The sequence below is a fragment of the Burkholderia sp. ABCPW 111 genome, from assembly GCF_000773065.1.
Classification (GTDB): Bacteria; Pseudomonadota; Gammaproteobacteria; order Burkholderiales; family Burkholderiaceae; genus Burkholderia; species Burkholderia savannae.
On the sequence record NZ_JPWT01000064.1, the window covers coordinates 17,762 to 42,636 of the forward strand.

The following is a 24,875-nucleotide window of genomic DNA, read 5'->3' on the forward strand; positions in this document are numbered from 1 at the left end:
CGAACGAGGACCACGACATGACGCTCACCCGCGACTCGCTGCTGACGCTCGAAGCGTACGCGAAGGTGCGCCGCCAGGAACGAGCTCGCGTGATCGAGCACAAGAAGCGCCGCGCGGTGCCGGTCGGCAATCATCTGCGCCTGCTGTTCGAGGACGAGACGACGATCCGCTATCAGATCCACGAGATGCTACACGTCGAAAAAATCTTCGACGAGGACGGCATCTCGGCCGAGCTCGACGCGTATCTTCCGCTCGTGCCGGACGGCAGCAATCTCAAAGCGACGATGCAGATCGAATACGAAAACGAAACGCAGCGGCGCGCGGCGCTCACGCGCCTCATCGGCATCGAGGATCGCGTTTTTCTCGTCGTCGGCGATGAGACGCCTGTCTATGCGATCGCGGACGAGGATCTCGAACGCGAAACGGCGCAGAAGACGTCCGCCGTGCACTTCCTGCGCTTCGAGTTGAGCGGTGCGATGAAGGCGAGGCTCAAGGCGGGCGCGCCGCTGTCGATTGGCTGCGACCATCCCAACTACCCGGTGCAAACGATGCGGATCGATCCGGACGTCGCCGCGTCGCTCGCCGGCGATCTGGATTGAGCGAGCGCGCGGCACGCGGCCGAACGAGCTGGCATCGATCGCATTTAATCAATTATGAGATTGCGTGTAATGAAAAGTATAACGATTGGAAAAGGATTTAATTACCGAACAATAAACAATTTGTCACGTATTTTCCCTTAATTTACCGATGTTGCAACGACGTCGGAAAATGCTTCCACTCATGCTGGGAGCTTGCGCCGGAACCGCTTGAAATATACTTTTCATATTCCCTTCAGCCTTGCTGGACGGGGCTTTGTGGCCACTCGAGATAAGAAATTCATAAAAATATGAAGGAAAAGCTGACCCTGCTTGACCACTTTCTTGTTTCAGTGCGTAACATGACGCCGGTGTCATATTGAGATAAACCCTGATGATGGTATGCTTCATGCACAAAAAATATCGCATACGAGTGAGACAGTGGTTCGTGCCTCATCGTCGGGAGTCGCGGCACCTTGTTTGTGCCTAGCGCGCCGGCGTGCACAACCGAATAGCGGTCCATGTGCAACCTGGCCGCGGTCACGAGAGCGACACGCTCGTGGCCGTGCCGCCAATCGCAGCCCGGCCTGGCTGCGTGGAGAGATCTATGTTCTTCGATGAGCTAAACGATGAAGAGTGGGCCCGTCTGTCGACGTTGATCGCCGATGAACCCATCCGACTGAACCGACGAGGTCGTCCGCGCGCGGAGAATCGGGTCGTTGCGAACGCGGTGCTGTGGATACTCACCACGGGCGAACCGTGGTCGAAGCTGCCCGGTCGCTATCCGTCCGGTCCGACGTGCCGGCGCCGTTTCGAAGAATGGCTCGCGAGCGGCACGCTCGGCGAGATGGTGAGAGTGCTGTCGGAAGAAAGCGGCCGCGCGTTCGCGTACGTGCCGCCGCCGCCCGAGTCCGTCACGCCCGTGCGGCGCGCGGAGCCCGCAGCCGATTGCGATCGGCTGCGCGGCGTGTTCTGGCAAAACCCGGAGTCGTGGCAACTGCCCGTCGCGCAAGCGAACGTCTGCCGCTCGGGCGCGGGCGTGAACGTTCGGCGCTTCGCGAGCGACGACGAGGAAGACGAGCCGCGCGACGTCGAGAAATCGCATCGCGACGGCTTCGCCGTGCCCGGCGCGGCCGTGCGCGACCATGGACATGGCCGCGCGCATCCCGCCTCGTTCAGCTTCGCGACACACGCGCCGCAAACCGAGACCTATCGCGGCTACACCGTGTACGGCATCGCGCAGCCCGTGCAGAACCTGATGTATCGGGCATGGGCGGAGATCGTGCAGGACGATCGGCGCGTCGAGCGCTCGGGACTCATCGGCCCGCGCTTCACCGACGCCGAATCGGCGGAGCAGTACGCGCTCGATTGGGCGCGTCAATGGATCGATCGCCAATCCGGGAGCGCGCAGAGCAAGCGTGAAGCGTCTGCGCCCGCGGACGGGGCGGCGGGCAAGTCGGTGCCGACGATCGCCGGGCTGTCCGCGCTCGCGATGGCCGAAACCAACATCAAGCATTTCGCGGCCGAGCGCCGTCGCGCGCTGGCAGAGGGACGCGGCGATGCGCCGCAAGTGCAGGTCGACCGGCACGAATACGCATATCGCGTCGGTTGAATGCCGTAGCGCCCGTCGCCGCGCGGCCCGCTTGGTCGCGGACCGCGCGGCCGCTGCGGGGCGGCCGTCCCGTTACCGTCAGTGTCTTCCATAGTTGTCTTCGAAGCGGACGATGTCGTCCTCCCCGAGATACGAGCCCGATTGCACTTCGATCAGTTCGAGCGGCATCTTGCCGGGATTTTCGAGCCGATGCGATACGCCTAGCGGAATGTAGGTCGACTCGTTCTCCGACAGCAGGAATGTTTCGTCGCCGCGCGTGATTCGTGCGGTGCCGCGCACGACGATCCAGTGCTCGGCGCGGTGGTGATGCATCTGGAGCGACAGGCGCGCGCCCGGCTTGACGACGATCCGCTTCACCTGGAAGCGCTCGCCGCTGTCGACCGAATCGTAATGCCCCCACGGGCGATGCACCTTGCGGTGATCGGACGTTTCCGCGCCGGATTCCGCCTTCAGGCGTCCGACGATTTTTTTCACGTCCTGCACGTGCGCGCGATCGGCGACAAGGATCGCATCCGGCGTTTCGACGACGACGAGATCCTGCGTGCCGACGCAGGCGATCAGGCGTCCTTCCGAATGCGCGAACGTCGACGACGCCTGCTCGAAGCACACGCGGCCGCGCGCGACGTTGCCGTCGGCGTCCTTGTCGCTGATCTGCCAGAGCGCGTCCCACGAGCCGACGTCTGACCAGCCGGCGTCGAGTGGCACGACCACGCTCTCGCAAACGGCGGGCAGGTTCGACAACGGTTCCATCACCGCGTAGTCGATCGAGTTCGACGGCGATGCGGCGAAGCTGTCCCGGTCGACGCGAAAGAACGGACCGTCGTCTCTGCCGAGCGCGACCGCACGCGCGCAGGCTTCGTGGATCTCCGGCTGGAAGTGGCGGATCGCCTTCAGCCACACCGACGCGCGGACGATGAAGATGCCGCTGTTCCACCAGTACTCGCCCGATGCGACGTATTGCTGAGCGAGCTCGAGATGCGGCTTTTCGACGAAGCGCTCGAGCTTCCTGACCGCGACGCCGAGCCCGGCGTCGCCCGCACTCGCGGCGCCGACGCGGATGTAGCCGTAGCCCGTCTCGGCGCGCGTCGGCACGATGCCGAGCGTCGCGATCATCCCTTGCTCGGCATGGCGCACGCCGGCCGCGACCGCTTGCTGGAAGCGCGCGACGTCGGCCACCGCGTGGTCGGCCGGCATCACGGCGAGCACGGCGTCGCCGCCGCCCGCGGCCGCATGCAGCGCGGCGATCGTCAGCGCTGGCGCGGTGTCGCGGCCGAGCGGCTCGAGCACGAGCGTCGCGTCCTTGCCCGCGAGCCGCAATTGCTCGGCGGTCGTGAAGCGGTGCTCTTCGCCGCACACGACGATCATTCGTTCGGATACCGGATGATCGGCCGACAGGCCGTCGAGACGGCGCGCGGTCGATTGCAGCAGCGATTCGTTGCCGAGCAGGTTGATCAGTTGCTTCGGATGACGCTCGCGCGACATCGGCCAGAGCCGCGTGCCCGACCCCCCGGCCAGAACGACGGGTTGCACGGAAAGGCGCGCGCCGACGGCGGCGGTGGCGGGGCCGGCGGCGGCGGCGGGCGTGGCGTTCATGATGGCGCTCCTCGAATACAAGACAGTCCCGAGGTTGTAGCACGACGTAAATCGACAATAAAAGAATCGCACGGATGCACCCGATTGGCGGCTTGTTATCGTGCGGTGCAAACAAGTTGCATCGAATGCGCGATAAGTAATGAATAAAAAATTAAAAAAATATTGGGTGCGGGTCCTTGGTGCCCTTGCCGGACAAGGGTTTCATCTCGATCTTCAGATCTTATGGTTCTCTATCGAAGTGATTGATTCGGAAAAACATGCTGCCTGAAAAGCATCGCGCGACCGAAAAAATTTCCGATTATTTTTAGAAATACTTGTGCGCTTGCGGGAGGAATTTTCTTCCCGGTTCAATAACGCCATGCAATGTTTAAATCGGATGCACGTCGACGAGATGTGTGCGGCCGGTTTCCGTCTCACGAGGAAGAGTCATGTTGAGCGTGCTGGCTAGGATGATCGATATCGCGATGGCCGTGGCGGGCGCGTTGTTCGCCGCGATGATCCATCACGGCGGCTTCGTGTGGCTCGACGACCTTCAGCGCACGGTCGTCGTGTTCGACTGCATGCTCGTCGTCGTGTTCTTTCCGGCGTTCGGCATCTATCAGTCGTGGCGCGGCAAGCCGTTGTTCGGGCTCATGTGGCGCGTGTCGGTCGCGTGGCTCGTCGTCGAGGGCGCGGGCATCCTGATGAGCTTCAGCGTTCATCACGCGGGCGAGCTGTCGCGCCTGTGGCTCGGCTACTGGGCGATGGCGACGATCACGCTGCTGGTCGCCTCGAAGGCCGGCGTCTACGCGGTGCTGCGGCAACTGCGGCGCGGCGGCTTCAATCACAAGTCGGTCGCGATCGTCGGCAGCGCGGATGCGGCCGCGACGAAGCGCCTCGTCGCCCACATGCGGGCGCGTCCGGATGCGGGCTTCAATCCGGTATGCATCTACGACGAGCACGACGACGCGGCGCTCGCCGAGATCGAAGGCGTCGCGATCGAGCGCCGCTTCGGCGATCTCGTGCGCCTCGTGCGCGGCCGCGAGATCCGCGAGCTGTGGCTCGTGCTGCCGCTGTCCGAGGAGCCGCAGATTCACCGGATCGTGACCGAGTTCCGAAACGATTTCGTCAACATTCGCTTCGTGCCGGACGTGCGCAGCCTGTCGTTCTTCAATCAGGAAGTCATCGAACTGCTCGGCGTGCCCGCGATCAATCTCGCCGCGTCGCCGATCACCGACGTGCGCATCCTGCCGAAGTTCGTGTTCGACCGGCTGTTCGCGCTCGCCGCGCTCATGATGCTGTCGCCCGCGATGCTCGCGATCGCGGCGCTCGTGAAGCTGACGTCGCCCGGCCCCGTGTTCTTCCGGCAAAAGCGCAAGGGCATCGACGGCAACGAGTTCGAGATCTACAAGTTCCGCTCGATGAAGGTGCATCACGAGGCGGCGGGGAGGATCACGCAGGCGAAGAAGAACGACGCGCGCGTGACGCCCGTCGGCCGCTTCCTGCGCCGCACGAGCCTCGACGAGCTGCCGCAGTTCATCAACGTGCTGAAGGGCGAGATGTCGGTGGTCGGCCCGCGTCCGCATGCGCTCGAGCACGACGACATCTACAAGGATCTCGTCAAGGGCTACATGTTCCGTTACCGGATCAAGCCGGGCATCACCGGCTGGGCGCAGATCAACGGCTTTCGCGGCGAGACCGATCGCGTCGAGAAGATGATGGGCCGGGTGAAGCTCGATCTGTACTACATGCAGAACTGGTCGTTCTGGCTCGACATCAAGATCGTCGCGCTGACGCTGTGGAAAGGCTTCACGGGCAGCAACGCGTACTGAGCGCGGCAACGCGTTTTTCGACTCACTGGGTAAGAGGTTCGACAGATGAATCTGACTATCATCGGCAGCGGTTACGTGGGGCTCGTCACGGGCGCCTGTCTCGCCGACATCGGCCACGACGTGTTTTGTCTCGACGTCGACCGGAAGAAAATCGACATCCTGAACGGCGGCGGCGTGCCGATTCACGAGCCGGGCCTCAAGGAGATCATCGCACGCAACCGTTCGGCGGGCCGCCTGCAATTCTCGACCGACGTCGAGGCGGCCGTCGCGCACGGCGACGTGCAGTTCATCGCGGTCGGCACGCCGCCCGACGAGGACGGCTCCGCGGATCTCCAGTACGTGCTCGCGGCCGCGCGCAACATCGGCCGGCACATGAAGGGCTTCAAGGTGATCGTCGACAAGTCGACGGTGCCCGTCGGCACGGCCGAGCGCGTGCGCGCGGTGGTCGCCGAGGAACTGGAAGCGCGCGGCGACGATTCGATGTTCTCGGTCGTGTCGAATCCGGAGTTCCTGAAGGAAGGCGCGGCGGTCGAGGACTTCACGCGGCCGGACCGGATCGTGATCGGCTGCGACGACGACGTGCCCGGCGAACGCGCGCGCGAGCTGATGAAGAAGCTCTATGCGCCGTTCAATCGCAATCACGAGCGCACGCTCTACATGGACGTGCGCTCGGCCGAGTTCACGAAATACGCGGCGAACGCGATGCTCGCTACGCGCATTTCGTTCATGAACGAGCTCGCGAATCTCGCGGACCGATTCGGTGCCGACATCGAGGCTGTGCGCCGCGGGATTGGCTCCGATCCCCGCATCGGCTATCACTTTCTGTACGCGGGCTGCGGCTTCGGTGGCTCGTGCTTTCCGAAGGATGTCGAAGCATTGATTCGCACCGCGTCCGAGCATGGGCAGGCGCTGCGTGTGCTGCAGGCGGTGTCGGCCGTCAACGACGAGCAGAAGCATGTGCTCGCGCGGAAGGTCGTTTCGCGTTTCGGAGAGGACCTCACGGGCCGCCGCTTCGGCGTGTGGGGGCTCGCGTTCAAGCCGAACACCGACGACATGCGCGAGGCGCCGAGCCGCGCGCTGATCGCGGAGCTGCTGTCGCGCGGCGCGCACGTCACGGCGTACGACCCGGTCGCGCAGGCCGAAGCGCAACGCGTGCTCGCGCTCGACTTGCACGATCGACCGGATGCGCTCGCGCGGCTCGCGTTCGCCGACGACGAAGCACAAGTCGCGCAGGACGCGGACGCGCTCGTGATCGTCACCGAATGGAAGGCGTTCAAGAGCCCGGATTTCGCGGCGCTCGGCAAGCGCTGGAAGACGCCCGTGATTTTCGACGGACGCAATCTGTACGAGCCGATCGCGATGCGCGAGCTCGGCATCGAGTATTACCCGATCGGGCGGCCGGGCGCCGCGCCGCACGCGGCTAAGAGCGACGGGCGCCGCGCGCGCGCGGCGCGCGCCGGCGCGTGAGCAACGACGCGAGTTCGACCATGTTCCGCAATATTCTGATCGTATGCCGCGCGAACGTGTGCCGGAGCCCGGCTGCGGAGCTGCTGTTCAAGTCGATGGCGCCGCGCGCGTCGCTCTCGTTCCATTCGGCGGGCATCGACGCGAACGACGGCGACGGCATCGATCCGACGATGTCGCGCCTGCTCGCGGCGCGCGGTGTCGACGCGGCGCCGCATCGTTCGCGGCGGCTGAGCCGCGTGCTCGTGCGCGCCGCGGATCTCGTCCTCGTCACCGAGCGCGGGCAGATTTCCGAAGTCGAGGCGATCGATCCGATCGCGCGCGGCAAGGTGCATCTGCTCGGCAAATGGGAGGGCGCGGAGATCGCCGATCCCTACGGCGGTCCCGAAGCCGATTATCGGGATAGCTACACATTGATCGAACGTCTGGTTCAAGGATGGCTGCAAAAGATATGCTGAATCGTTCGCTTAGACCTCTGGCGCTTGCCGTCGCCGCCGCCGTGCTGTTGCAGGCGTGCGCGATGGCGCCCGGCAACTACCTCGACACGTCGCGTCTCGACGACAAGGATGCGCAGTCGACCGAGCACTACAACGTGCAGCTCATCACCGCGCAGATGATCGTGTCGCAGGCCGATGCGCAGCATAAGGAGCGGCCGCTGCCGCCGTCGCGCTTCGTCGATCCGATGCAGTACGTGTACCGGGTCGCGCCGCAGGACATTCTCGGCGTCACCGTCTGGGATCACCCGGAGCTGACGACGCCGCAAGGCCAATCGTTCTCGAGCGGCGGCAACACGACGCAGACGGTCGCGGGCGCGCTGCAGCAGCCGTATGCGAATGCGCTGCCCGGCCAGGCCGATCCGTACGGGCAGACGGTGATGTCCGACGGCACGATCTACTTTCCGTTCGTCGGCCGCCTGCACGCGGCGGGCAAGACGGTGGGCCAGGTGCGTGACGAGCTCGCCGCGCGGCTCGCGCGCTACGTGAAGAATCCGCAGGTCGACGTGCGCGTGCTGTCGTACCGCAGCCAGAAGGTGCAGGTGACGGGCGAAGTGAAGACGCCCGGCCCGCTCGCGATCACCGACGTGCCGCTCACGCTCGTCGACGCGATCACGCGCTCGGGCGGCTCGACGAACGAGGCGGACCTGCAGCGCGTGCGCCTCACGCGCGAGGGCAAGTTCTATCAGCTCGACGCAAACGGGATGCTCGATCGCGGCGACGTCACGCAGAACGTGATGCTGCAGCCGGGTGACATCGTCAACGTGCCGGACCGCAGCGACAGCCGCGTGTTCGTGATGGGCGAAGTGAAAACGCCCGCGACAGTGCAGATGCTCAAGGGACGCCTGACCATTGCCGACGCGCTGACGGCGGGCGGCGGCATCCTCGACACCGACGCGAATCCGCGCCAGGTGTACGTGCTGCGCGATTTGCAGGACAAGCCGAACACGCCCGACATCTTCCGTCTCGACATGACGCAGCCCGACGCGCTGATGCTGTCGAGCCGCTTCCAGCTGAAGCCGCTCGACGTCGTGTACGTCGGCACGTCGGGATCGGTGCGCTTCAACCGCCTGCTGCAGCAGATTTTCCCGACGATCCAGTCGATTTACTACATGAAGCAGATCACGCGCTGATCGGTCCCGGGCCGTCGCGCGCGGCCCGCCTCAACCTCAAGCGGGAATGCATGGTGAATACGCAAGCGAAACATCCTTATGCCGACCTCGCGGTGAAGACCGACGAGGAAGACGTCGTCCTGGGACAGATGATCCAGGTGATTCTCGACGATATCTGGCTGCTTCTCGGCATCGCGTTTGTCGTGATCGCGCTCGCCGGGCTCTACTGCTACGTCGCGAAGCCGGTTTATTCGGCCGATGCGCAGGTGCGCGTCGAGGTGGGCGACAACACGTCTCAGGCCCTCACGCAAACGCAGACAGGCGCGATGATCAACAGCGGGCCGCCCACGCCGCCGACCGATGCGGAGATCGAGATCATCAAGAGCCGCGGCGTCGTCGCGCCCGTCGTCGAGCAGTTCAAGCTGAACGCGTCGGTCACGCCGGACACGTTCCCGATTCTCGGCGCGATCGCCGCGCGGCTCGCGGCACCAGACCATCCGGCGAAGCCGTGGCTCGGGTTGTCGTCGTACGCGTGGGGCGGCGAGGACGCGAACGTCGATTCGATCGACGTGTCGCCCGCGCTCGAGGGCAAGAAGCTGACGCTGACGGCCGGCACGGACGGCGGCTACACGCTGGCCGATCCGGACGGCAATGTGCTCGTGCGCGGCAAGGTCGGCGAGAGCGAGCAGGGCGGCGGCGTGACCATCAACGTATCGAAGCTCGTCGCGCGTCCCGGCACCCGCTTCACGGTGGTCCGGCAGAACGATCTCGATGCGATCACCGCGTTCCAGTCGGCGATTCAGGTGGCCGAGCAGGGCAAGCAGACGGGCGTGATCCAGATCTCGCTCGAAGGCAAGGACCCCGAACAAACCGCGCAGATCGCGAACGCGCTCGCGCAGTCGTACCTGCATCAGCACGTGACGAGCAAGCAGGCGGAAGCGACGAAGATGCTCGAATTCCTGAAGAACGAGGAGCCGCGTCTGAAATCGGACCTCGAGCGCGCGGAGGCGGAGCTCACCCAATATCAGCGCACGTCCGGCTCGATCAACGCGAGCGACGAAGCGAAGGTCTACCTCGAAGGCAGCGTCCAGTACGAGCAGCAGATCGCCGCGCAGCGGCTGCAACTCGCGGCGCTCGCGCAGCGCTACACGGACGAGCATCCGCTCGTCGTCGCGGCAAAGCAGCAGCTCGCGCAGCTCGAAGGGGAGCGTGCGAAGTACGACGGCAAGTTCCGCGGGCTGCCGGCGACCGAGGTGAAGGCGGTTGCATTGCAGCGCAACGCGAAGGTTGCGGAAGACATCTACGTGCTGCTGCTCAACCGCGTGCAGGAGCTGTCGGTGCAGAAGGCCGGCACGGGCGGCAACATCCGGCTCGTCGACGCGGCGCTGCGCCCGGGCGTGCCGGTCAAGCCGAAGAAGGTGCTGATCCTGTCGGCGGCGGCGCTGCTCGGCCTGATTCTCGGCACGAGCGTCGTGTTCCTGCGCCGCAACCTGTTCCATGGCATCGAGGACCCGGATCGCGTCGAGCGCGCGTTCAATCTTCCGCTGTACGGCCTCGTGCCGATGAGCGCCGAGCAGGCGCGCTTCGACGCCGCCGACAAGGGCAGCCGCGTGCGGCCGATTCTCGCGTGCGCGCGCCCGAAGGACATGAGCGTCGAAAGCCTGCGCAGCCTGCGCACCGCGATGCAGTTCGCGCTGATGGACGCGAAGAACCGCGTGATCGTGCTGACGGGCCCGACGCCCGGCATCGGCAAGAGCTTCCTCGCCGTGAATCTCGCCGCGCTCGTCGCGCATTCGGGCAAGCGCGTGCTGCTGATCGATGCGGACATGCGGCGCGGCACGCTCGACCGCTACTTCGGCATGGGCGAGAAGAACGGCTTGTCGGAGTTGCTGAGCGATCAGGTCGCGCTCGAAGAGTCGATTCGCGAAACGTCGGTGCCGGGGCTGTCGTTCATCCCGTCCGGCTCGCGTCCGCCGAACCCGTCGGAGCTGCTGATGTCGCCGCGTCTGTCGCAATACCTCGACGGCCTCGCGAAGCGCTACGACATGGTGATCGTCGATTCGCCGCCGATTCTTGCCGTCACCGACGCGACGATCTTCGGCGAGCTCGCCGGATCGACGTTCCTCGTGCTGCGCTCCGGCATGCACACCGAGGGCGAGATCGGCGACGCGATCAAGCGGCTGCGTACCGCGGGCGTGCAGCTGCAAGGCGGGATCTTCAACGGCGTGCCGGCGCGCACGCGCGGCTACGGCCGAGGCTATGCCGCCGTGCACGAATACCTGAGCGCGTGACGTGGGCCATTCTCCGATCGACGAGGTGACGATGAAAATTTCCGTACTCGTGCCGACCTACCGGCGTCCGGCGGATCTCGCGCGCTGCCTGATCGCGTTGCAGCGGCAGCGCGTCGCGCCCGACGAGGTGATCGTCGTCGCGCGCGCCGACGACGACGCGACCCACGAGCGGCTCGCCGATCCGGGCGTGTGCGGCGCGCTTGCGCTGCGCGTGGTCGCGGTCGACGTGCCGGGGCAGGTGGCGGCGCTCAATCGTGGGCTCGACGCGGCGCGCGGCGACGTGATCGCGATCACCGACGACGATGCCGCGCCGCGCGCCGACTGGCTCGAACGGATCGGCGCGATATTCGCCGCCGATCCGCGCGTCGGCGCGGTAGGCGGCCGCGACTGGGTGCACGAAAAAGGCTGCCTGCTCGACGGCGAACGTCCGCTCGTCGGCCGGCTCACCGTGTCGGGCAAGATCATCGGCAATCATCATCTCGGCGTAGGCGGCGCGCGCGAAGTCGATACGCTGAAAGGCGCGAACATGAGCTATCGCCGCGCGGCGATCGAGGGCCTGCGTTTCGACACGCGCCTTCGCGGCGCGGGCGCGCAGACGCACAACGACACGTCGTTCAGCATGTGCGTGAAGCGCGCGGGGTGGAAGCTCGTCTACGACCCGGCTGTCGCGGTCGATCACTATCCGGCCGAGCGCTTCGATGACGACCGCCGCGACGCCGCATCGATGGCCGCGCTGTCGAACGCTGCATACAACCTGCATCTGACCTTGCGCGAGCATTTGCCGCCCGCGCGGCGCATGATCGCGTGGTGGTGGTGGACGTTCGTCGGCACCCGCGTGTATCCGGGGCTCGCGCACGTCGCGCTGACCGTCGCGGCGAAGAACGGCGCGAGCATGCGCGCGCGATGGCGTGCCGTGCGGCGAGGTGCGCACGACGCGCGGCGCGTGACGCCCGCGCCGCACGCCGGCGTCGCGCGATGAGCGACACGTTTCGGATTCACTTGTTTCGGGCTGGAGTTACCGCATGATCGCCACGAAGGTTCACGTTCATCTCTTTTACGGCGCCGATCCGCGCACCTATCGCAAGGGCGACGACATCGGCTGCCTGTACGGCTATCACCATGCGGAGTCCGAAGAGTTCGCACTGACGTATTCGCGCGATGCGCGCGAGAACAGGCTCATCAGCGTCGGCCGTCGTGCGCTGAAGTACGTGCTCGGCTTCGATCTGATGCATGCGTGGCGCAACCGCGCCGAGCTGCTGGGTTCCGACGTGATCTGGACGCACACCGAACAGGAGCATCTTGCGGTGGCGCTCGTGCTGAAGCTGTCCGGCGCGCGCGGCGCGAAGCCGCTGCTGCTCGCGCAAAGCGTGTGGCTGTTCGACAAATGGCCCGACTACGGCGGCGTGCGCCGTTGGGCGTATCGGATGCTGATCGGCCGCGCGGACGTGCTGACGACGCTCGCGCGCAACAACGCCGAGCTGTGCCGCCGCTACCTGCGGCGCGATGCACTGCACGTGTACTACGGGCTGAACACGCAGGATTTTCCGGTGCGCGTGCCGGACGCATGGTCGCCGCATCGGCCGTTGCGGATCGCCGCGATCGGCAATGATCGCGATCGCGACTGGAAGACGTTCGTCACCGCGTTCGGCGGCGATTCGCGCTATGACGTGCGGCTCGCCACGCGCCGCCGGATTTCGCGCGCGCTGCACGCGCCGAACGTCGAGATCGCGCCTGCTTCGGGCATCGTCAAGCAGCGCGAACTATATGACTGGGCGGATCTGATCGTCGTGCCGCTGCGGCCCAATCATCATGCGTCGGGCATTACGGTGATGCTCGAGGCGGCGGCCGTCGGGAAACCGATGATCGTGAGCGACGTCGGCGGGCTGCGCGACTATTTCCCGCACGGTACGGCGACATACGTGCAGCCGTTCGACGCTGGTGCGTTGCGGCGCGCGGCCGATGCGCTCGCCGCGCGGCCCGAGCAGGCGCTCGCGCGCGCGCGGGCGGCCGCGCGCCGGCTGAAGGCGCGCGATCTGACGACGCAGCAGTTCGCCGAGCAGCACGTTCGGATCACGCGCGATCTGCTCAAGCGCCGGCGCGCGCACGCGACGGCCGCGGCGGCGCTGTCGTTCGCGGATTCGCGTTCGCGCTCGAACGGGTGAGGGCCGCGACGGTGAGCGTGACGACCCTGCCCGTTCCCGCATCCGGCGGCGGCGCGAGCCGGCGAAAGCTGCTTGGCGATCCGAAGCATTGGGTCGCGCAGGCGGGATTGTGGACCGTCACGGGGCTGCTGATCGCCGCGCATCAGGGCACGCTTCTGACGTACGGTTTTCCGTGCCTCGCGGTGGCAACCGGCTTGTGGCTGTATTTCGTGAACCCGGCGCGCTACGTCGGCTTCATGTGGTGGATGTGGTTCCTGAGTCCGGAAGTGCGGCGTCTCGCCGACTGGTCGAAGGGCGCGTACACGCCCACGAGCCTGATCCAGATCGCGCCGCTCGCGGTCACGATGATCGCGGGGCTCGGCCTGCTGCGCCACTACCGGGTGCTCGCGGAACGGCGCGGACTGCCGGTGCTGCTGATCCTGTTCGGCCTGATGTACGCGTTCCTCGTCGGCGTCGTGTCGAGCGGCCCGCTCGCCGCGACCTACGACCTCGCGAACTGGCTCTACCCGGTGGTGATCGGCTTTCACATCGTCGTGCATTCGCGCGATTACCCCGAGTACCGCAAGGTGATCCTGTCGACGTTCGTCTGGGGGATGTTCGTGATGGGCATCTACGGGATCGTGCAGTTCTTCGCGATGCCGAAATGGGATGCGCTGTGGATGATCGGCTCGCAGATGAATTCGCAGGGTGATCCGGTGCCGTACGGCGTGCGTGTGTTCAGCACGATGAATTCGTCGGGCCCGTTCGCGTTCGCGATGATGGGCGCGCTCGTGTTCATGATCGCCGCGACCGAGCGCGTGCGCTGGCTCGCGGGGGCGGCGGGCTTCATCTCGTTCTGCCTGTGCCTCGTGCGTTCGACGTGGGGCGGCTGGGTGATCGCGCTCGCTATCCAGCTCGCGAAATCGAGCAATCGCGTGCGCGTGCGGATCATCGGCAGCGCGATCGTGCTGGCCGCGCTGTGCGTGCCGCTTTTGACCGTCGGCCCCGTCGCGGACCGCCTCGGCCAGCGTCTGCAGACGATCACGAACCTGAAGGACGATCGCAGCTACGACGATCGCAACAAGTTCTACGCGACGTTCGCGCAGACCGCGTTTACCGACGTCGCGGGCGAAGGGCTCGGCGCGACCGGCGCGTCGACGAAACTGTCGAGCGACAGCGGCAACCTCGGCAAGTACGGCAGCTTCGACAGCGGCGTGATGAACGTGCCGTTCGTGCTCGGCTGGCCCGGCACGCTGCTCTACCTGCTCGGGCTCGTTTGGCTGCTCGCCCGTGCGCTGCGCGTGTCGTTCAGGCTGCGCAGCGACAAGTTCGTCGCCGCGTGCCTGAGTCTCAGTTTGTCTGTCTTCGCGATGCTCGTCTTTACCAATTCGTTCATCGGCACAGGAGGGCTGTTGCTGTTCATGAGCATATTTTCGATCTTGTCCGCGGCGCACTGGCAAAAGCTACAGCGCGCGAGCGCCGCGCGTTTTCCGGGAGCCGAACAATGAGAATCGCTATCGTCACGCACGTCGTGCGGCATAACGACGGCCAGGGACGCGTCAATTACGAGATCGCGCGAGCCGCGCTCGCGGAGAACTATCAAGTGACGCTCGTCGCGTCGCACGTCGCGCCGGAGCTGCTCGCCGATGCGCGCGTGCGCTGGATTCCGGTGAAATCCGGCCGCTTCTGGCCGTCGACCCTCGTCAAGCAGCAGGTGTTCGCGATCAAGAGCGCATGGTGGCTGCGCCGCCATCGCGATGCGTACGACGTGCTTCACGTCAACGGCTTCATCGCTTGGGTGCGCGCCGACGTGAACACCGCGCATTTCGTCCACGGCGGCTGGTTCGCGAGCCGTTATTACCCGTTCGGCCTCACGAAGGGAGTGTGGTCCGCGTATCAGTACGTCTATACGCGAACCAACACGCTGCTCGAACGCTGGGCGTATCGCCGCTCGCGCGCGATCACGGCCGTGTCGCAGAAGGTGGCCGACGAGATCCGCCGGATCGGCATCGACGGCGACCGGATCGGCGTGATCTACAACGGCGTCGACGCGCAGGCGTTTGCGAGCGCGACGCCCGATCGCCGCGCATTCGGTTTGCCGTCCGAACCGTTCATGCTGCTGTTCGTCGGCGATCTGCGCACGCCGCGCAAGAACCTCGGCACCGTGCTGAAGGCGCTGACGCAGTTGCCGCCCGACGTGCACTTGGCGGTCGCGGGATCTTTGCCGGGCAGTCCGTATCCGGACGAGGCGCGTGCGCTGAAGATCGATTCGCGCGTGCACTTTCTCGGGCTCGTGAAGAACATGCCGACGCTGATGTCGTCGGTCGACGCGTATGTGTTTCCTTCGCGCTACGAAGCGATGAGCCTGTCGCTGCTCGAGGCGATGGCGGCGGGGCTGCCCGTCGTGACCGCGCGCACCGCGGGCGGGGCGGAGATCATCACGCCGGATTGCGGGATCGTGCTCGAGGACCCCGACGATCCGGCCGCGCTCGCGCAGGCGATCGGCCGTCTCGCGCGCTCGCGCGACGCGTGTCGCGCGATGGGCGATGCGGCACGCAAGCTGATGGACGGATTCGGTTGGGCGCGCATGGGCGCGCAATACATTGCGCTGTATCGCCGGCTGCGCCAGTCGTCGCAGTCGCCGTCGCTCGTCGGCGCCGAGCATGCCGTGACGCAGGAGCCATCGTAATGAATCACACAGGAACGTCGATCAAGTCGCTGCAAATCGGCATGCACTGGTTTCCCGAGCGGGCGGGCGGGCTCGATCGCATGTATTACGCACTCGTCGGCGCGCTGCCGGGCGCGGGCGTCGCGGTGCGCGGCGTGGTCGCGGGCTCCGAGCGCGTCGCGGCCGACACGGGCGGCGCGATTCGCGGCTTCGGGCCGGCGACGTCGTCGCTGCCGCGCCGGATGATCGCCGCGCGCCACGCGCTGCGCGACGTGATCCGCGCCGAGCGGCCCGACGTGGTGTCGTCGCACTTCGCGCTGTACACGTTTCCCGGGCTCGACGTGACGCGCGGCATTCCGCAGGTGTCGCATTTTCAGGGGCCGTGGGCGGACGAGAGCCACGTCGAGGGCGCGGATTCGCTTGGGCAGAAGGTCAAGCACCGGCTCGAGCAGGCGGTCTACTCGCGCTCGTCGCGGTTCATCGTGCTGTCGCGCGCGTTCGGGCAGATTCTCACGTCGCGCTACAACATCGATCCGGCCCGCGTGCGCGTCGTGCCGGGCTGCGTCGACACCGCGCAGTTCGATCTGCCGATGATGCCCGCCGACGCGCGCCGCAAGCTGCAACTGCCGCAGGACCGGCCGATCGTGCTCGCGGTGCGGCGGCTCGTGCGGCGCATGGGGCTCGAGGATCTGATCGACGCGGTGAAGATCGTGCGCCGTCGGCATCCGGACGTGCTGCTGCTGATCGCGGGCAAGGGGCGGCTCGAAAGCGAATTGCAGAAGCGGATCGACGACGCCGAACTCGGCGACAACGTGAAGCTGCTCGGCTTCGTGCCCGACAACCATCTGGCCGCGCTGTATCGCGCGGCGACGGTGAGTGTCGTGCCGACCGTCGCGCTCGAAGGATTCGGGCTCATCACCGTCGAATCGCTCGCGTCCGGCACGCCGGTGCTCGTGACGCCCGTCGGCGGGCTGCCGGAGGCGGTTGCCGGCTTGTCGGATGCGCTCGTGCTGCCCGAAATCGGCGCGCACGCGATCGCGGACGGGCTGACGGCCGCGCTGTCGGGCTCGCTCGTGCTGCCGGATGCGGACGCTTGCCGGCGATACGCGCGCGAGCATTTCGACAACGCGGTGATCGCGCGGCGCGTTGCGCAGGTCTACGAGGAGGCGATTCGAGCGGGTGACTGATCGGTGCGCGGTAGCAGGGCGCGGAAGTGGTGCCTGGGCGCGTTCGCGCATCCGGGTTCCTTGAGTGGCGCCCGAGCGTTCGCGCATCCGGGGTCGATGCGCGTCGCGGGCGAACGGGCCGCGCGGCTTTGTCGCGGTGCTCCGCAATCGCCGGATGAGAACGCCGGATGGAGGCGCGGTGTGCCTCGCGGTGCAATGCCGCTCCGCTGGCCGCTCGAATGATCGACGACGAAATGGGCGAGCGCTTGGACGCGAGCAGGAGCCTGCTCATCGCGCGCGCTCGCCGCTCGGCACGCGGCACGAGCAAGAACGCTCGCGCCGGAAGGCTCAGTGCCGGCCGCCGCGCCACCGGCCGGGCGCGAGCCCGAACCGTTTCGTGAATGCGTGCGTGAACGCGCTCTGATCGGCGAATCCGATTTCGCCGGCGATGTCGGCGAGCGAACGCTTCGGATCACCGAGCAATACGACGGCGGCGTCGAGCCGCAACCGCTGCAGATAGCGATGCGGCGTCTCGCCGAACGCGTCGCAGAAGAGCTGATGGAAGCGGCGCATGCCGAAGCCGCAGTGTGCGGCGAGATCGGCGATGCGCAGCGGCTCGGCGAGATGCGCGCGCAGCCAGCGATCGATCCGCGCGAAGTCGAGCCCGGCGGCGGGCTGCATCGACGAAGCGCCGCCCAATTCGCCGACGAGCGCGCCGCATAGCCGTGCGGCCGCCTGCCAATGGAGGCGCCGGGCCGACAGCGCGTCGACGCGCGCCGCGAGTTCGCCGACGAGCGCCGTGAGGCCCGGATCGATCGCGATCGTCTTCGCGCGCTCGAACAGCCGCTCGGGCACGGCGAGCGAGCCGAGCGGCAGGTCGAGCACCAGTTGGCTGTTGTCGGCGAGCCCCGCGTATTCGTGCCGCGAGCCGGCCGGAATCAGCCATGCGGAGCGGCGGTCGATCCGCTCGTCGACGCCGTCGACCATCATCGTCATCGCGCCGTCGACGCCGAGCACGATCTGATGGAAGTCGTGCACGTCCGATTCCTGCACGGCGCCGTAGCGGCGCAGCGAGAGAGTCGGCGAAGCGAAGCGGGCCATGATGCGGCGACGGTCGGCGAAACGGGGGCGACGGGCGGCGCCTGCGTCAGACGTCGAGCAGTTCGACTTCGAACACGAGCGTCGCGTTCGGCGGAATCACGCCGCCCGCGCCGCGCGCGCCGTAGCCGAGCTGCGGCGGGATCGTGAGGCGGCGCACGCCGCCCACCTTCATCCCCTGCACGCCTTCGTCCCAGCCCTTGATGACCATGCCGCCGCCGAGCACGAACGCGAACGGGTCGTTGCGGTCCTTGCTCGAATCGAACTTCTGGCCGTCGGTGAGCCAGCCGGTGTAATGGACGCTCACGGTCTGGCCCGCTTGCGCTTGCGCGCCCGTGCCTTCGGTCAAGTCTTCGTATTTGAGGCCGGATTCGGTAGTGACGGCTGTCATGAAATGCTCCTGATTGAAACGAAATGACCGCTATTGTAGGGGAGCCGCGCGAACTCGGCCGGATTTCGCGGCGCGCCGCGTTCGCCGCTTCGCGCGATGCGGCAAAAATGCGCCCGGCGATCGCGTTTGCAAGCCCGGGCGGCGGCCCGCGCCGTCGCGCCGAAACCCCCGCCGCACGGGGCTCACGGGCCGGCCGCACGGCGCTTCTCGCGCGGCCGGCGTTTGGAAGGCCGCCACTAACTCGCGCCTTGCCTATCCGCGGCTCCTCGCCATATTGTTTCAGTTATTAATGTAAAGGTCGGTGGCCGCACGGCGGGCGCGCGAGGCCGGGCCGCTCGATGCGGCGGCCCCGGCGTGCGGAGCCGGAAGCGCGCGATCGACGTCGATCCGTCGGCCGCGCGAGCGTTCGCCGACGAACGCGACGAGCGCGACGCCGGCCGGATGCCGGGCATGGCTCGCATCGACGCCGTCCTCGGCCGCCCAGACAGGAGACATCGATGAATCAACCCGCGAAGTCGACGGACCCCGTGTTCGTCATGCCCGTGCGCCGCGACCTGCGCTTCAATTTGCCGGTCGAGCGCGCGACGGATTGGCATGGGCAGGGCTCGCAAGTCTCGCACTTCTTCAATGCGCTGTCGCTGCTGTTTCCGGCGGGCGAGCGTTTCTTCATGGATTCGGTGCGCAACTACCGCGACCGAATCGACGATCCGGTGCTGAAGAAACAGGTGCTCGGCTTCATCGGCCAGGAGGCGATGCATACGCGCGAGCACGTCGAGTACAACGATCTGATGCAGGCGCACCGGTTGCCGGCGCGCACGATCGACAGGCGCGTGTGGAAAGTGACGGGCTGGATGAAGAAGGTGCTGCCGCATTCGGTGCAGCTCGCGCACACGGTCGCGGCCGAGCACTATACGGCGATGCTGGCCAACTGGCTGCTGACCGAGCCGTCCGCGCTGGCCGGCTCGCATGAAGGCTACAAGCAGATGTGGCAGTGGCACGCGCTCGAGGAAACCGAGCACAAGGCGGTGTCGTTCGACGTCTGGAATGCGGTGATGAAGCCAGGGCCGAAGCGATACCTGATCCGCATCGGCGTGTATTTGCTGACGACGATGACGTTCTGGCCGAACGTGTTCCTGATCCATTCGCAGTTGATCCGTTGGGACCGCACGTCGGACAAGAGCGTGCGCGGCCTTTGGCGCGTGGTCGGCCTGCTGTACGGGCCGCGTCGTGGACTGTTTCCGAAGATCGCGCGCGAGTGGCTGAGTTTCCTCCGGCCGGGCTTCCATCCATGGGACTACGACAACCGCCATCATCTCGCGCGCGTCGACGGCATCGTCGCGGCGACGCAGGCGCGCGCGGCGCTAACGCTGCCGCCGATCGAGCTCGACAGCGCGGAGCCGGCGTGAGCCGGTGAGCTCGCAGGCGGGCCGTCGCACTGGCGGCTTGTCCGGTGCGGCATCGCGGCGCGCGGCGGCCGCGCGGGCTGCACGTAACGCGCGGCGTGCGTTCTTCATGCGTTTTTCGTTCGCACTCGCGCGCGCTCCGGCCTATTTTTTTACGCTCCACGCGCTCCACGGCGCGCCGGGAAACATATCCGCGAGCGCGCTGCATCGGCCTCCCTTCATCCCGATTCCGTTTCTCGCCGGCTGCTCTTCCGGCAGCTTCAGCTCATCCCGCGCACGCGCGAACGCATCCGGACATTTCGCGCGCGTGAGATCCGCATTTTTCGTCGCCCGAGCGGAGGCAGACGCTCGACCGCCAGGCGCGTTGCCGTCTCGCGTGCCGGCGTCGAATGGGCGGCACGCGCGATTCGCTGCGAGTGCCGCGCGCACGGGCGCGCAAGCCGGCGAGGGCGGCGGCGCGGAAGGCCGCATATGAATTCCGACCCCACTAATTCACCCAATCCGCAGCTTATTGGGATCAGCCATTATTTTCCTTGTAAAGATCCCGAAATGGACTAATCTTGTTAGTAGATTCATTTTGAGACTAACTGCCATGTCCCGTCCTGCTTTGAAGCCGCTGCCGAATCCGCCGGAGGCGACGGTCGCGCAAATGTCGGCGGCCGGCCTGCGCGCGTTCTTCAACATCGCGCGCGACTGGGAGCTGTCGACCGACGAGCAGATCGTCCTGCTGGGCTCGCCCGGCCGCTCGACGTTCTTCAAATGGAAGGCGTCGCCGCAAACCGCGCGCCTCACGCACGATACGCTCGAGCGCCTGTCGCTCGTGCTCGGCATCTACAAGGCGCTGCAGATCCTGCTGCCGCAGCCCGCCGCGGCGGACGCGTGGGTCAAGCGGCCGAACGACGCCGCGCCGTTCAACGGCAGGCGCGCGCTCGACCGGATGCTCGCGGGGAACGTCAGCGATCTCGTCGCGGTGCGCCAATATCTCGACGCGACGCGAGGCGGATGGGCGTGATCTTTCCCGAACGGCAGACGAACTGGCCCGTCGCGGCGCTCGACTGGGCACCCGCCTACCGCGTGATCCCCACGCGCTTTCCCGCGATCAATCTGTTCGACCGCGTCGCGTCGGCCGAGGATTTCGACGCGCTGTACGCGCTCGAGGCGTTGACCAACGATCGCGTGCGTACCGAGGTGGGCGTGCTCGGTCTCGTGCCGCCCGACGAGCGGCGCTTCGGGCCGGGCTACGGGCCGATCATGGCCGCGTTCACGCACCTGAATCCGAACGGCAGCCGTTTCTCCGACGGCAGCTACGGCGTGTTTTATTGCGCGCACACGCGCAACACGGCGATTGCGGAGACGCGCTATCACGCGTCGCTGTTCCTCGCGGCGACGAAGGAGCCGCCGATGCGTCAGCAGATGCGTCTCTACACGGTGGCCGCGCACGGCGAGGTCGCCGATCTGCGCGCGTGGCGCGAGCGCGATCCGGCGTTTCTCGATCCCGCCGACTATGCAGCCGGGCAGGCGTTCGGCCGTGCGGTGCGCGAGGCGGGCGGCGCGGGCGTCGCGTATCCGTCGGTGCGGGACCCGGGAGGCGAATGTCTCGCGGCGTTCAGGACGCTGCTGCTGCGCGATTGTCACCACGCCGCGTATCTCGAATACAACTGGAACGGCGCGGCGATCGACGCGGTGTTCGAGCTGAGTCAGATCGGCTGACGATGCGGGCGGCGCGCGGCGGGACGCCCGGCGCAAGGCAGCATCGTTGCGCCGTCGCGGCTCCACGGTGGCGCCGCGGCCCGCGCATCAAGGCAGCGGCACGTCCGCCGCGCCCTGTTGGCGCGCGGCCGCGACCGACAGCGACCAGCTTTCGCCGCTGCGCGTGTCGAGCAGCGTGAGCCGGCCCGACGGATCGAACGCGCCGGTGTCGATGAACGTCTGCGCGCCGATTCTCACGACGTCGTGCATCGGCGTGTGGCCGCAATACGTGGTCGACATGCCGATCTGGCGTGCGGCCGGGTCGGTGCGGCCGTACGCGAGCTCGCGGCCCCACAGCAGGCGTGTGATCACGTCGGGCGCGTAGTCGCCGCGATCGAGGTCGGCGTCGCTGCCGAAGAATTCCGCGTGCAGCACGTTGAAGCGCTCGCCGCCTTCGCCGACGACGCGCACGAGCGGCAGTTCGCGCAGCCGTCGCGCATAGCATTCGAGCGTCGCGACGGGCAGGTCGGACGCCCAGTCGCCGCCGATGCGCTTCCAGACGCTCATCGGCAGCCTGCCGTCCGCGACCGAGCACAGCACGTCCTCGTGATTGCCGAGCACACAGTGGAACCACGGGCGCTCGAGCAGCGCGAGCGCCGCTTCCGACTGCGCGCCGCGGTCGACGAGATCGCCGACGGAGAACAGCCGGTCGCGCGCCGGATCGAAGCGCACGGTGTGCAGCAGCACGCGCAGCGGTTCGACGCAGCCGTGCAGATCGCCGACGACGAAATCGCGGCCGGCATGGTTCGCGGTATGGCGACGGATCAGGGGAGCGGTGTCCATTCGCCCATCTTAGGACACAGCCGCCCTTGGCGCAGCGGGACAACATGACGATAATCGCTGCGACGCGCCGCAGCAGCGGCGCGGTCTTTCACTCGACTTTCGATCGTCTCGACGAGGAATCATGACGCTTTATCCGCAAGTGCTGCGCAATCGTCCGCGCATGATGATCGCGGCCGCCGCCGGCGTCGCGTTCGGCCTGCTGTTCCCGTATCCGCTGCGGCCGTTCGCGCGTGTGCTGATCGGCTGGGATTGCACGATCTGGCTGTATCTCGTGCTGATGTGGGTGCGGATGGTGCGCGCGCAACATCACAGGGTGCGCGAGATCGCGATGCGCGAGGACGAGAACGCGACGATCGTGCTGACCATCATCTGTTTCGCAACGGTCGCGAGCATCGCCGCGATCGTGCTCGAGCTCGTCAGCGCGAAGAGCGTCGGATTCCGCTACGGCCTCGGTCATTACGCGGTGACGGGCGCGACGATGTTCGGCGCATGGTTCCTGATTCCGACGATCTTCACGCTGCACTACGCGCGGCTCTACTATCTGTCGCCGAAGGACGCGCGCGCGCTGTCGTTTCCCGATCGCGATCTCGAGCCCGATTATTGGGATTTCCTGTATTTCTCGTTCACGATCGCGGTCGCGTCGCAGACGTCCGACGTATCGCTGCGCGGGCGATCGATCCGGCGCGCGGCGCTCGCGCAGTCGATTCTGTCGTTCTATTTCAACATGGCGGTGCTCGGGCTGTCGGTCAACGTCGCGGCGGGGCTCCTGAGCTGAATTCGATTGCGCCGACGCCGCATGCCGCGTCAGCCGGCGCATTCGCGCCGGCGCGGCGAGGCGGCGCATGCGATTTCCGGACAGGCAGCCGTTTCCTTGCATTTCACGAGTGCGCGGCCTAATGTGCAGCCAGGAGGCTGCATATGAACACATCGACCGATCGTATCGAAAGGCGGATCGTGCTGAGCGCGCCGCGCTCGCGCGTGTGGCGCGCGCTGACGAACGCCGACGAGTTCGGCGCGTGGTTTCGCGTCGATCTCGCAGGGCAGACCTTCGAGGCGGGACGCCACGTCGAAGGCCGCATCACGTATCCCGGTTACGAGCATGTAGTGTTGCAGATGCGGATCGAGCGGATCGAGCCGGAGCATCATTTCTCGTACCGCTGGCATCCGGCCGCGGTCGATCCCGCGCTCGACTACTCGCAAGAGACGCCGACGCTCGTCGCGTTCGAGCTCGCCGACGTCGAAGCCGGCACGTTGCTCACCATCATCGAATCGGGCTTCGACAAGCTGCCCATCGAGCGCCGCGCGGATGCGTTCCGGATGAACGGCGGCGGCTGGGACGAGCAGATGAAGAACATCGCCGTACATGTCGACGCGCGCTGACGGCCGGCCGCCGCGCGCGCCGCTCAAGCGCGCGCAGTTGCGCGATTGCGCGACGGTGTTCGCCGCGCTCGGCGACGAGACCCGCTTGCGCATCGTCGCCGCGCTGTGCGCGGGCACGGCGCTGTCGATCGCGCGGATCACCGCGGGCACCGACATCACGCGCCAGTCGGTCACGCAGCATCTGCAGGTGCTGGCGGACGCGGGGCTCGTGCGTGACGCGAAGCTCGGGCGCGAGCGGCTGTGGAGCTTCGAGCCCGCGCAGATCGATATCGCGCGGGCGGCGCTCGACGCGATCGGCCGGCAGTGGGATCAGGCGTTGCTGCGGCTCGAGCACGCAGTTCAGGCATGATGGCTACGCTTGCGGCGCGTCGCTTCGCTTTCGCGGCGGGAACGGTCAGTTAAACGAACGATCGTCGATGGACGAACCGTTTCGCGCACGGCCGATGCGAGTGCCGTTTCGAAGCGGTCGCGAACGTCTCGCGAAATATCTCGCCACGCGGCTACTTGCCGTCGTGCGCGCTCCGCCTGGCGCATGGAGACAGTCCCGCTCGCCGCGCTCATCCGGCGCGCTCGGCGGCAGACGCCGAATCGAGTGGCGAGACGCGCGGGCATCGCTTGCCTGTCCGATTTCATGACCGCACGGAATCGCGATCGATGAAGGGCGGCTCGTGCAGCTGCTCACGCGCCAGACGCACGACGTGCTGCAGCCGGTTCACGCAGTCTATCGCCGCAATACGGCGATCTCGTCGCGTATCGCATCGTTCGTCGATTGTCTGACATCTGACGAGATGAAACGCATCGGATCGCAACGCGCTCGGCGCGGAAGTGCCGGGCGCCTAATCGGCGAATGCGTCGGGCCTGCAGCGACACGCGCTTGCCTCCTCTTTTACGATCGCATTCAACGCGAAACCGCGCTTTTCCGCTCTTGCTAAAGAATTCAACCGCGCGCAGCGGCATGCTTTGAATCATCCATTTATTTAGGCAGCCAAAAATACATCAACAAACGCTTAAATATCAGGTTCGGAGCTTATTCTTGAATCGCGCTGAAATCGTGCGGACATATTCTGGAAGTGATCTAAGTATTTCCGCAGGGAATTTCATCTAGCCTATCAATCAACGAATGCGGCGACGAACGACACGCATT

The 24,875-nt window shown here is 66.5% G+C and carries 25 protein-coding genes and 1 pseudogene; 20 read left to right on the forward strand and 6 right to left on the reverse strand.

Going from position 1 to position 24,875, the window contains the following annotated elements; genetic code table 11:
• Positions 1–17: 17 nt before the first annotated feature.
• Positions 18–599, forward strand: coding sequence for a DUF3501 family protein (locus X946_RS12680; RefSeq protein WP_038748016.1), 582 nt, complete (start codon positions 18–20; stop codon positions 597–599).
• Positions 600–722: 123 nt separating this feature from the next.
• Here the strand turns inward: X946_RS12680 and X946_RS35095 are convergent, their stop codons facing one another.
• Complete coding sequence (locus tag X946_RS35095; RefSeq protein ID WP_156432569.1) at positions 723–986, reverse strand: hypothetical protein; 264 nt, start codon at positions 984–986, stop codon at positions 723–725.
• A gap of 196 nt (positions 987–1,182) precedes the next feature.
• On the opposite strand from X946_RS35095, the gene X946_RS12685 reads away from it, so the two are divergent.
• Complete coding sequence (locus tag X946_RS12685) at positions 1,183–2,187, forward strand: transposase (protein WP_038748019.1); 1,005 nt, start codon at positions 1,183–1,185, stop codon at positions 2,185–2,187.
• Positions 2,188–2,265: 78 nt separating this feature from the next.
• Here X946_RS12685 and X946_RS12690 read toward each other — a convergent pair whose 3' ends face one another.
• Positions 2,266–3,780 (reverse strand): mannose-1-phosphate guanylyltransferase/mannose-6-phosphate isomerase, encoded by a 1,515-nt coding sequence (locus X946_RS12690; protein WP_038748021.1) that lies wholly within the window; start codon positions 3,778–3,780, stop codon positions 2,266–2,268.
• Between the two features lie 139 nt (positions 3,781–3,919).
• Between X946_RS12690 and X946_RS36550 the strand changes: the two genes are divergently transcribed.
• From X946_RS36550 to X946_RS12740, 11 genes are all read left to right on the forward strand, one after another.
• A complete protein-coding gene (locus X946_RS36550) occupies positions 3,920–4,048 on the forward strand; it encodes a hypothetical protein (protein WP_257790889.1) in 129 nt (42 codons plus the stop codon).
• Positions 4,049–4,208: 160 nt separating this feature from the next.
• On the forward strand, positions 4,209–5,591 hold the full coding sequence (locus X946_RS12695) for an undecaprenyl-phosphate glucose phosphotransferase (RefSeq protein ID WP_038748024.1): 1,383 nt from the start codon (positions 4,209–4,211) through the stop codon (positions 5,589–5,591).
• 45 nt (positions 5,592–5,636) lie between these two features.
• Positions 5,637–7,058, forward strand: a complete 1,422-nt coding sequence (locus X946_RS12700; RefSeq protein ID WP_038748027.1) for a UDP-glucose dehydrogenase family protein — start codon at positions 5,637–5,639, stop codon at positions 7,056–7,058.
• A gap of 20 nt (positions 7,059–7,078) precedes the next feature.
• The gene (locus X946_RS12705; RefSeq protein WP_038748030.1) at positions 7,079–7,513 is read left to right on the forward strand and encodes a low molecular weight protein-tyrosine-phosphatase; all 435 of its coding nucleotides are present in this window, start codon (positions 7,079–7,081) and stop codon (positions 7,511–7,513) included.
• The gene (locus X946_RS12710; RefSeq protein ID WP_038748033.1) at positions 7,507–8,682 is read left to right on the forward strand and encodes a polysaccharide biosynthesis/export family protein; all 1,176 of its coding nucleotides are present in this window, start codon (positions 7,507–7,509) and stop codon (positions 8,680–8,682) included. The genes X946_RS12705 and X946_RS12710 overlap by 7 nt, the downstream gene beginning before the upstream one ends.
• A gap of 50 nt (positions 8,683–8,732) precedes the next feature.
• Positions 8,733–10,952 carry a polysaccharide biosynthesis tyrosine autokinase gene (locus X946_RS12715; protein ID WP_038748036.1) on the forward strand — a complete coding sequence of 740 codons (2,220 nt, stop codon included), beginning with the start codon at positions 8,733–8,735 and terminating at the stop codon, positions 10,950–10,952.
• A 31-nt stretch (positions 10,953–10,983) separates the two neighbouring features.
• Positions 10,984–11,931 carry a glycosyltransferase family 2 protein gene (locus tag X946_RS12720; protein WP_038748136.1) on the forward strand — a complete coding sequence of 316 codons (948 nt, stop codon included), beginning with the start codon at positions 10,984–10,986 and terminating at the stop codon, positions 11,929–11,931.
• 43 nt (positions 11,932–11,974) lie between these two features.
• Positions 11,975–13,114, forward strand: coding sequence for a glycosyltransferase (locus X946_RS12725; RefSeq protein ID WP_038748038.1), 1,140 nt, complete (start codon positions 11,975–11,977; stop codon positions 13,112–13,114).
• A gap of 11 nt (positions 13,115–13,125) precedes the next feature.
• On the forward strand, positions 13,126–14,601 hold the full coding sequence (locus X946_RS12730) for a glucose-6-phosphate isomerase (RefSeq protein ID WP_038748138.1): 1,476 nt from the start codon (positions 13,126–13,128) through the stop codon (positions 14,599–14,601).
• Positions 14,598–15,782: a glycosyltransferase family 4 protein gene (locus tag X946_RS12735; protein ID WP_038748041.1), complete on the forward strand. Its 1,185-nt coding sequence runs from the start codon at positions 14,598–14,600 to the stop codon at positions 15,780–15,782. Before X946_RS12730 ends, X946_RS12735 begins: the two co-directional genes overlap by 4 nt.
• On the forward strand, positions 15,782–16,948 hold the full coding sequence (locus X946_RS12740) for a glycosyltransferase family 4 protein (RefSeq protein ID WP_038748044.1): 1,167 nt from the start codon (positions 15,782–15,784) through the stop codon (positions 16,946–16,948). Before X946_RS12735 ends, X946_RS12740 begins: the two co-directional genes overlap by 1 nt.
• 327 nt (positions 16,949–17,275) lie before the next feature.
• Here the strand turns inward: X946_RS12740 and X946_RS12745 are convergent, their stop codons facing one another.
• The 3 genes from X946_RS12745 to X946_RS12755 all read right to left on the reverse strand — a co-directional run bounded on the left by X946_RS12745 (position 17,276) and on the right by X946_RS12755 (position 18,911).
• Positions 17,276–18,028 (reverse strand): helix-turn-helix domain-containing protein, encoded by a 753-nt coding sequence (locus X946_RS12745; protein ID WP_038748047.1) that lies wholly within the window; start codon positions 18,026–18,028, stop codon positions 17,276–17,278.
• A 46-nt stretch (positions 18,029–18,074) separates the two neighbouring features.
• Positions 18,075–18,416, reverse strand: a complete 342-nt coding sequence (locus tag X946_RS12750; RefSeq protein WP_038748049.1) for an FKBP-type peptidyl-prolyl cis-trans isomerase — start codon at positions 18,414–18,416, stop codon at positions 18,075–18,077.
• A gap of 279 nt (positions 18,417–18,695) precedes the next feature.
• Entirely contained in the window at positions 18,696–18,911 is a 216-nt protein-coding gene (locus X946_RS12755) for a hypothetical protein (protein WP_038748052.1), read from the reverse strand.
• Positions 18,912–18,913: 2 nt separating this feature from the next.
• Here X946_RS12755 and X946_RS12760 point away from each other — a divergent pair, with 2 nt between their 5' ends.
• From X946_RS12760 to X946_RS12770, 3 genes are all read left to right on the forward strand, one after another.
• Positions 18,914–19,822 (forward strand): metal-dependent hydrolase, encoded by a 909-nt coding sequence (locus X946_RS12760; RefSeq protein WP_038748054.1) that lies wholly within the window; start codon positions 18,914–18,916, stop codon positions 19,820–19,822.
• 589 nt (positions 19,823–20,411) lie between these two features.
• Positions 20,412–20,831 (forward strand): MbcA/ParS/Xre antitoxin family protein, encoded by a 420-nt coding sequence (locus tag X946_RS12765; RefSeq protein ID WP_038748057.1) that lies wholly within the window; start codon positions 20,412–20,414, stop codon positions 20,829–20,831.
• Positions 20,822–21,529 (forward strand): RES family NAD+ phosphorylase, encoded by a 708-nt coding sequence (locus X946_RS12770; RefSeq protein ID WP_038748060.1) that lies wholly within the window; start codon positions 20,822–20,824, stop codon positions 21,527–21,529. The genes X946_RS12765 and X946_RS12770 overlap by 10 nt, the downstream gene beginning before the upstream one ends.
• Positions 21,530–21,616: 87 nt before the next feature.
• On the opposite strand, the gene X946_RS12775 is transcribed toward X946_RS12770, so the two are convergent.
• Positions 21,617–22,351, reverse strand: a complete 735-nt coding sequence (locus X946_RS12775; protein WP_038748062.1) for a metallophosphoesterase — start codon at positions 22,349–22,351, stop codon at positions 21,617–21,619.
• A gap of 121 nt (positions 22,352–22,472) precedes the next feature.
• Here X946_RS12775 and X946_RS12780 point away from each other — a divergent pair, with 121 nt between their 5' ends.
• From X946_RS12780 to X946_RS36205, 4 genes and pseudogenes are all read left to right on the forward strand, one after another.
• Positions 22,473–23,126 (forward strand): DUF1345 domain-containing protein, encoded by a 654-nt coding sequence (locus tag X946_RS12780; protein ID WP_038748065.1) that lies wholly within the window; start codon positions 22,473–22,475, stop codon positions 23,124–23,126.
• Between the two features lie 143 nt (positions 23,127–23,269).
• Positions 23,270–23,731, forward strand: coding sequence for an SRPBCC family protein (locus X946_RS12785; RefSeq protein ID WP_038748068.1), 462 nt, complete (start codon positions 23,270–23,272; stop codon positions 23,729–23,731).
• The gene (locus X946_RS12790; RefSeq protein ID WP_038748071.1) at positions 23,715–24,080 is read left to right on the forward strand and encodes an ArsR/SmtB family transcription factor; all 366 of its coding nucleotides are present in this window, start codon (positions 23,715–23,717) and stop codon (positions 24,078–24,080) included. Before X946_RS12785 ends, X946_RS12790 begins: the two co-directional genes overlap by 17 nt.
• A 255-nt stretch (positions 24,081–24,335) precedes the next feature.
• Positions 24,336–24,507 (forward strand): annotated as a pseudogene (locus tag X946_RS36205) (LysR family transcriptional regulator); the annotation flags it as partial.
• Positions 24,508–24,875: the final 368 nt, after the last annotated feature.

Bases quoted from the DNA above. Each gene is read 5' to 3' on its own strand.
- X946_RS12680 (WP_038748016.1), top strand. From the start codon at position 18: ATGACGCTCACCCGCGACTCGCTGCTGACGCTCGAAGCGTACGCGAAG.
- X946_RS35095 (WP_156432569.1), bottom strand. From the start codon at position 986: ATGAAGCATACCATCATCAGGGTTTATCTCAATATGACACCGGCGTCA.
- X946_RS12685 (WP_038748019.1), top strand. From the start codon at position 1,183: ATGTTCTTCGATGAGCTAAACGATGAAGAGTGGGCCCGTCTGTCGACG.
- X946_RS12690 (WP_038748021.1), bottom strand. From the start codon at position 3,780: ATGAACGCCACGCCCGCCGCCGCCGCCGGCCCCGCCACCGCCGCCGTC.
- X946_RS36550 (WP_257790889.1), top strand. From the start codon at position 3,920: ATGAATAAAAAATTAAAAAAATATTGGGTGCGGGTCCTTGGTGCCCTT.
- X946_RS12695 (WP_038748024.1), top strand. From the start codon at position 4,209: ATGTTGAGCGTGCTGGCTAGGATGATCGATATCGCGATGGCCGTGGCG.
- X946_RS12700 (WP_038748027.1), top strand. From the start codon at position 5,637: ATGAATCTGACTATCATCGGCAGCGGTTACGTGGGGCTCGTCACGGGC.
- X946_RS12705 (WP_038748030.1), top strand. From the start codon at position 7,079: ATGTTCCGCAATATTCTGATCGTATGCCGCGCGAACGTGTGCCGGAGC.
- X946_RS12710 (WP_038748033.1), top strand. From the start codon at position 7,507: ATGCTGAATCGTTCGCTTAGACCTCTGGCGCTTGCCGTCGCCGCCGCC.
- X946_RS12715 (WP_038748036.1), top strand. From the start codon at position 8,733: ATGGTGAATACGCAAGCGAAACATCCTTATGCCGACCTCGCGGTGAAG.
- X946_RS12720 (WP_038748136.1), top strand. From the start codon at position 10,984: ATGAAAATTTCCGTACTCGTGCCGACCTACCGGCGTCCGGCGGATCTC.
- X946_RS12725 (WP_038748038.1), top strand. From the start codon at position 11,975: ATGATCGCCACGAAGGTTCACGTTCATCTCTTTTACGGCGCCGATCCG.
- X946_RS12735 (WP_038748041.1), top strand. From the start codon at position 14,598: ATGAGAATCGCTATCGTCACGCACGTCGTGCGGCATAACGACGGCCAG.
- X946_RS12740 (WP_038748044.1), top strand. From the start codon at position 15,782: ATGAATCACACAGGAACGTCGATCAAGTCGCTGCAAATCGGCATGCAC.
- X946_RS12745 (WP_038748047.1), bottom strand. From the start codon at position 18,028: ATGGCCCGCTTCGCTTCGCCGACTCTCTCGCTGCGCCGCTACGGCGCC.
- X946_RS12750 (WP_038748049.1), bottom strand. From the start codon at position 18,416: ATGACAGCCGTCACTACCGAATCCGGCCTCAAATACGAAGACTTGACC.
- X946_RS12755 (WP_038748052.1), bottom strand. From the start codon at position 18,911: ATGTCTCCTGTCTGGGCGGCCGAGGACGGCGTCGATGCGAGCCATGCC.
- X946_RS12760 (WP_038748054.1), top strand. From the start codon at position 18,914: ATGAATCAACCCGCGAAGTCGACGGACCCCGTGTTCGTCATGCCCGTG.
- X946_RS12765 (WP_038748057.1), top strand. From the start codon at position 20,412: ATGTCCCGTCCTGCTTTGAAGCCGCTGCCGAATCCGCCGGAGGCGACG.
- X946_RS12770 (WP_038748060.1), top strand. From the start codon at position 20,822: ATGGGCGTGATCTTTCCCGAACGGCAGACGAACTGGCCCGTCGCGGCG.
- X946_RS12775 (WP_038748062.1), bottom strand. From the start codon at position 22,351: ATGGACACCGCTCCCCTGATCCGTCGCCATACCGCGAACCATGCCGGC.
- X946_RS12780 (WP_038748065.1), top strand. From the start codon at position 22,473: ATGACGCTTTATCCGCAAGTGCTGCGCAATCGTCCGCGCATGATGATC.
- X946_RS12785 (WP_038748068.1), top strand. From the start codon at position 23,270: ATGAACACATCGACCGATCGTATCGAAAGGCGGATCGTGCTGAGCGCG.
- X946_RS12790 (WP_038748071.1), top strand. From the start codon at position 23,715: ATGTCGACGCGCGCTGACGGCCGGCCGCCGCGCGCGCCGCTCAAGCGC.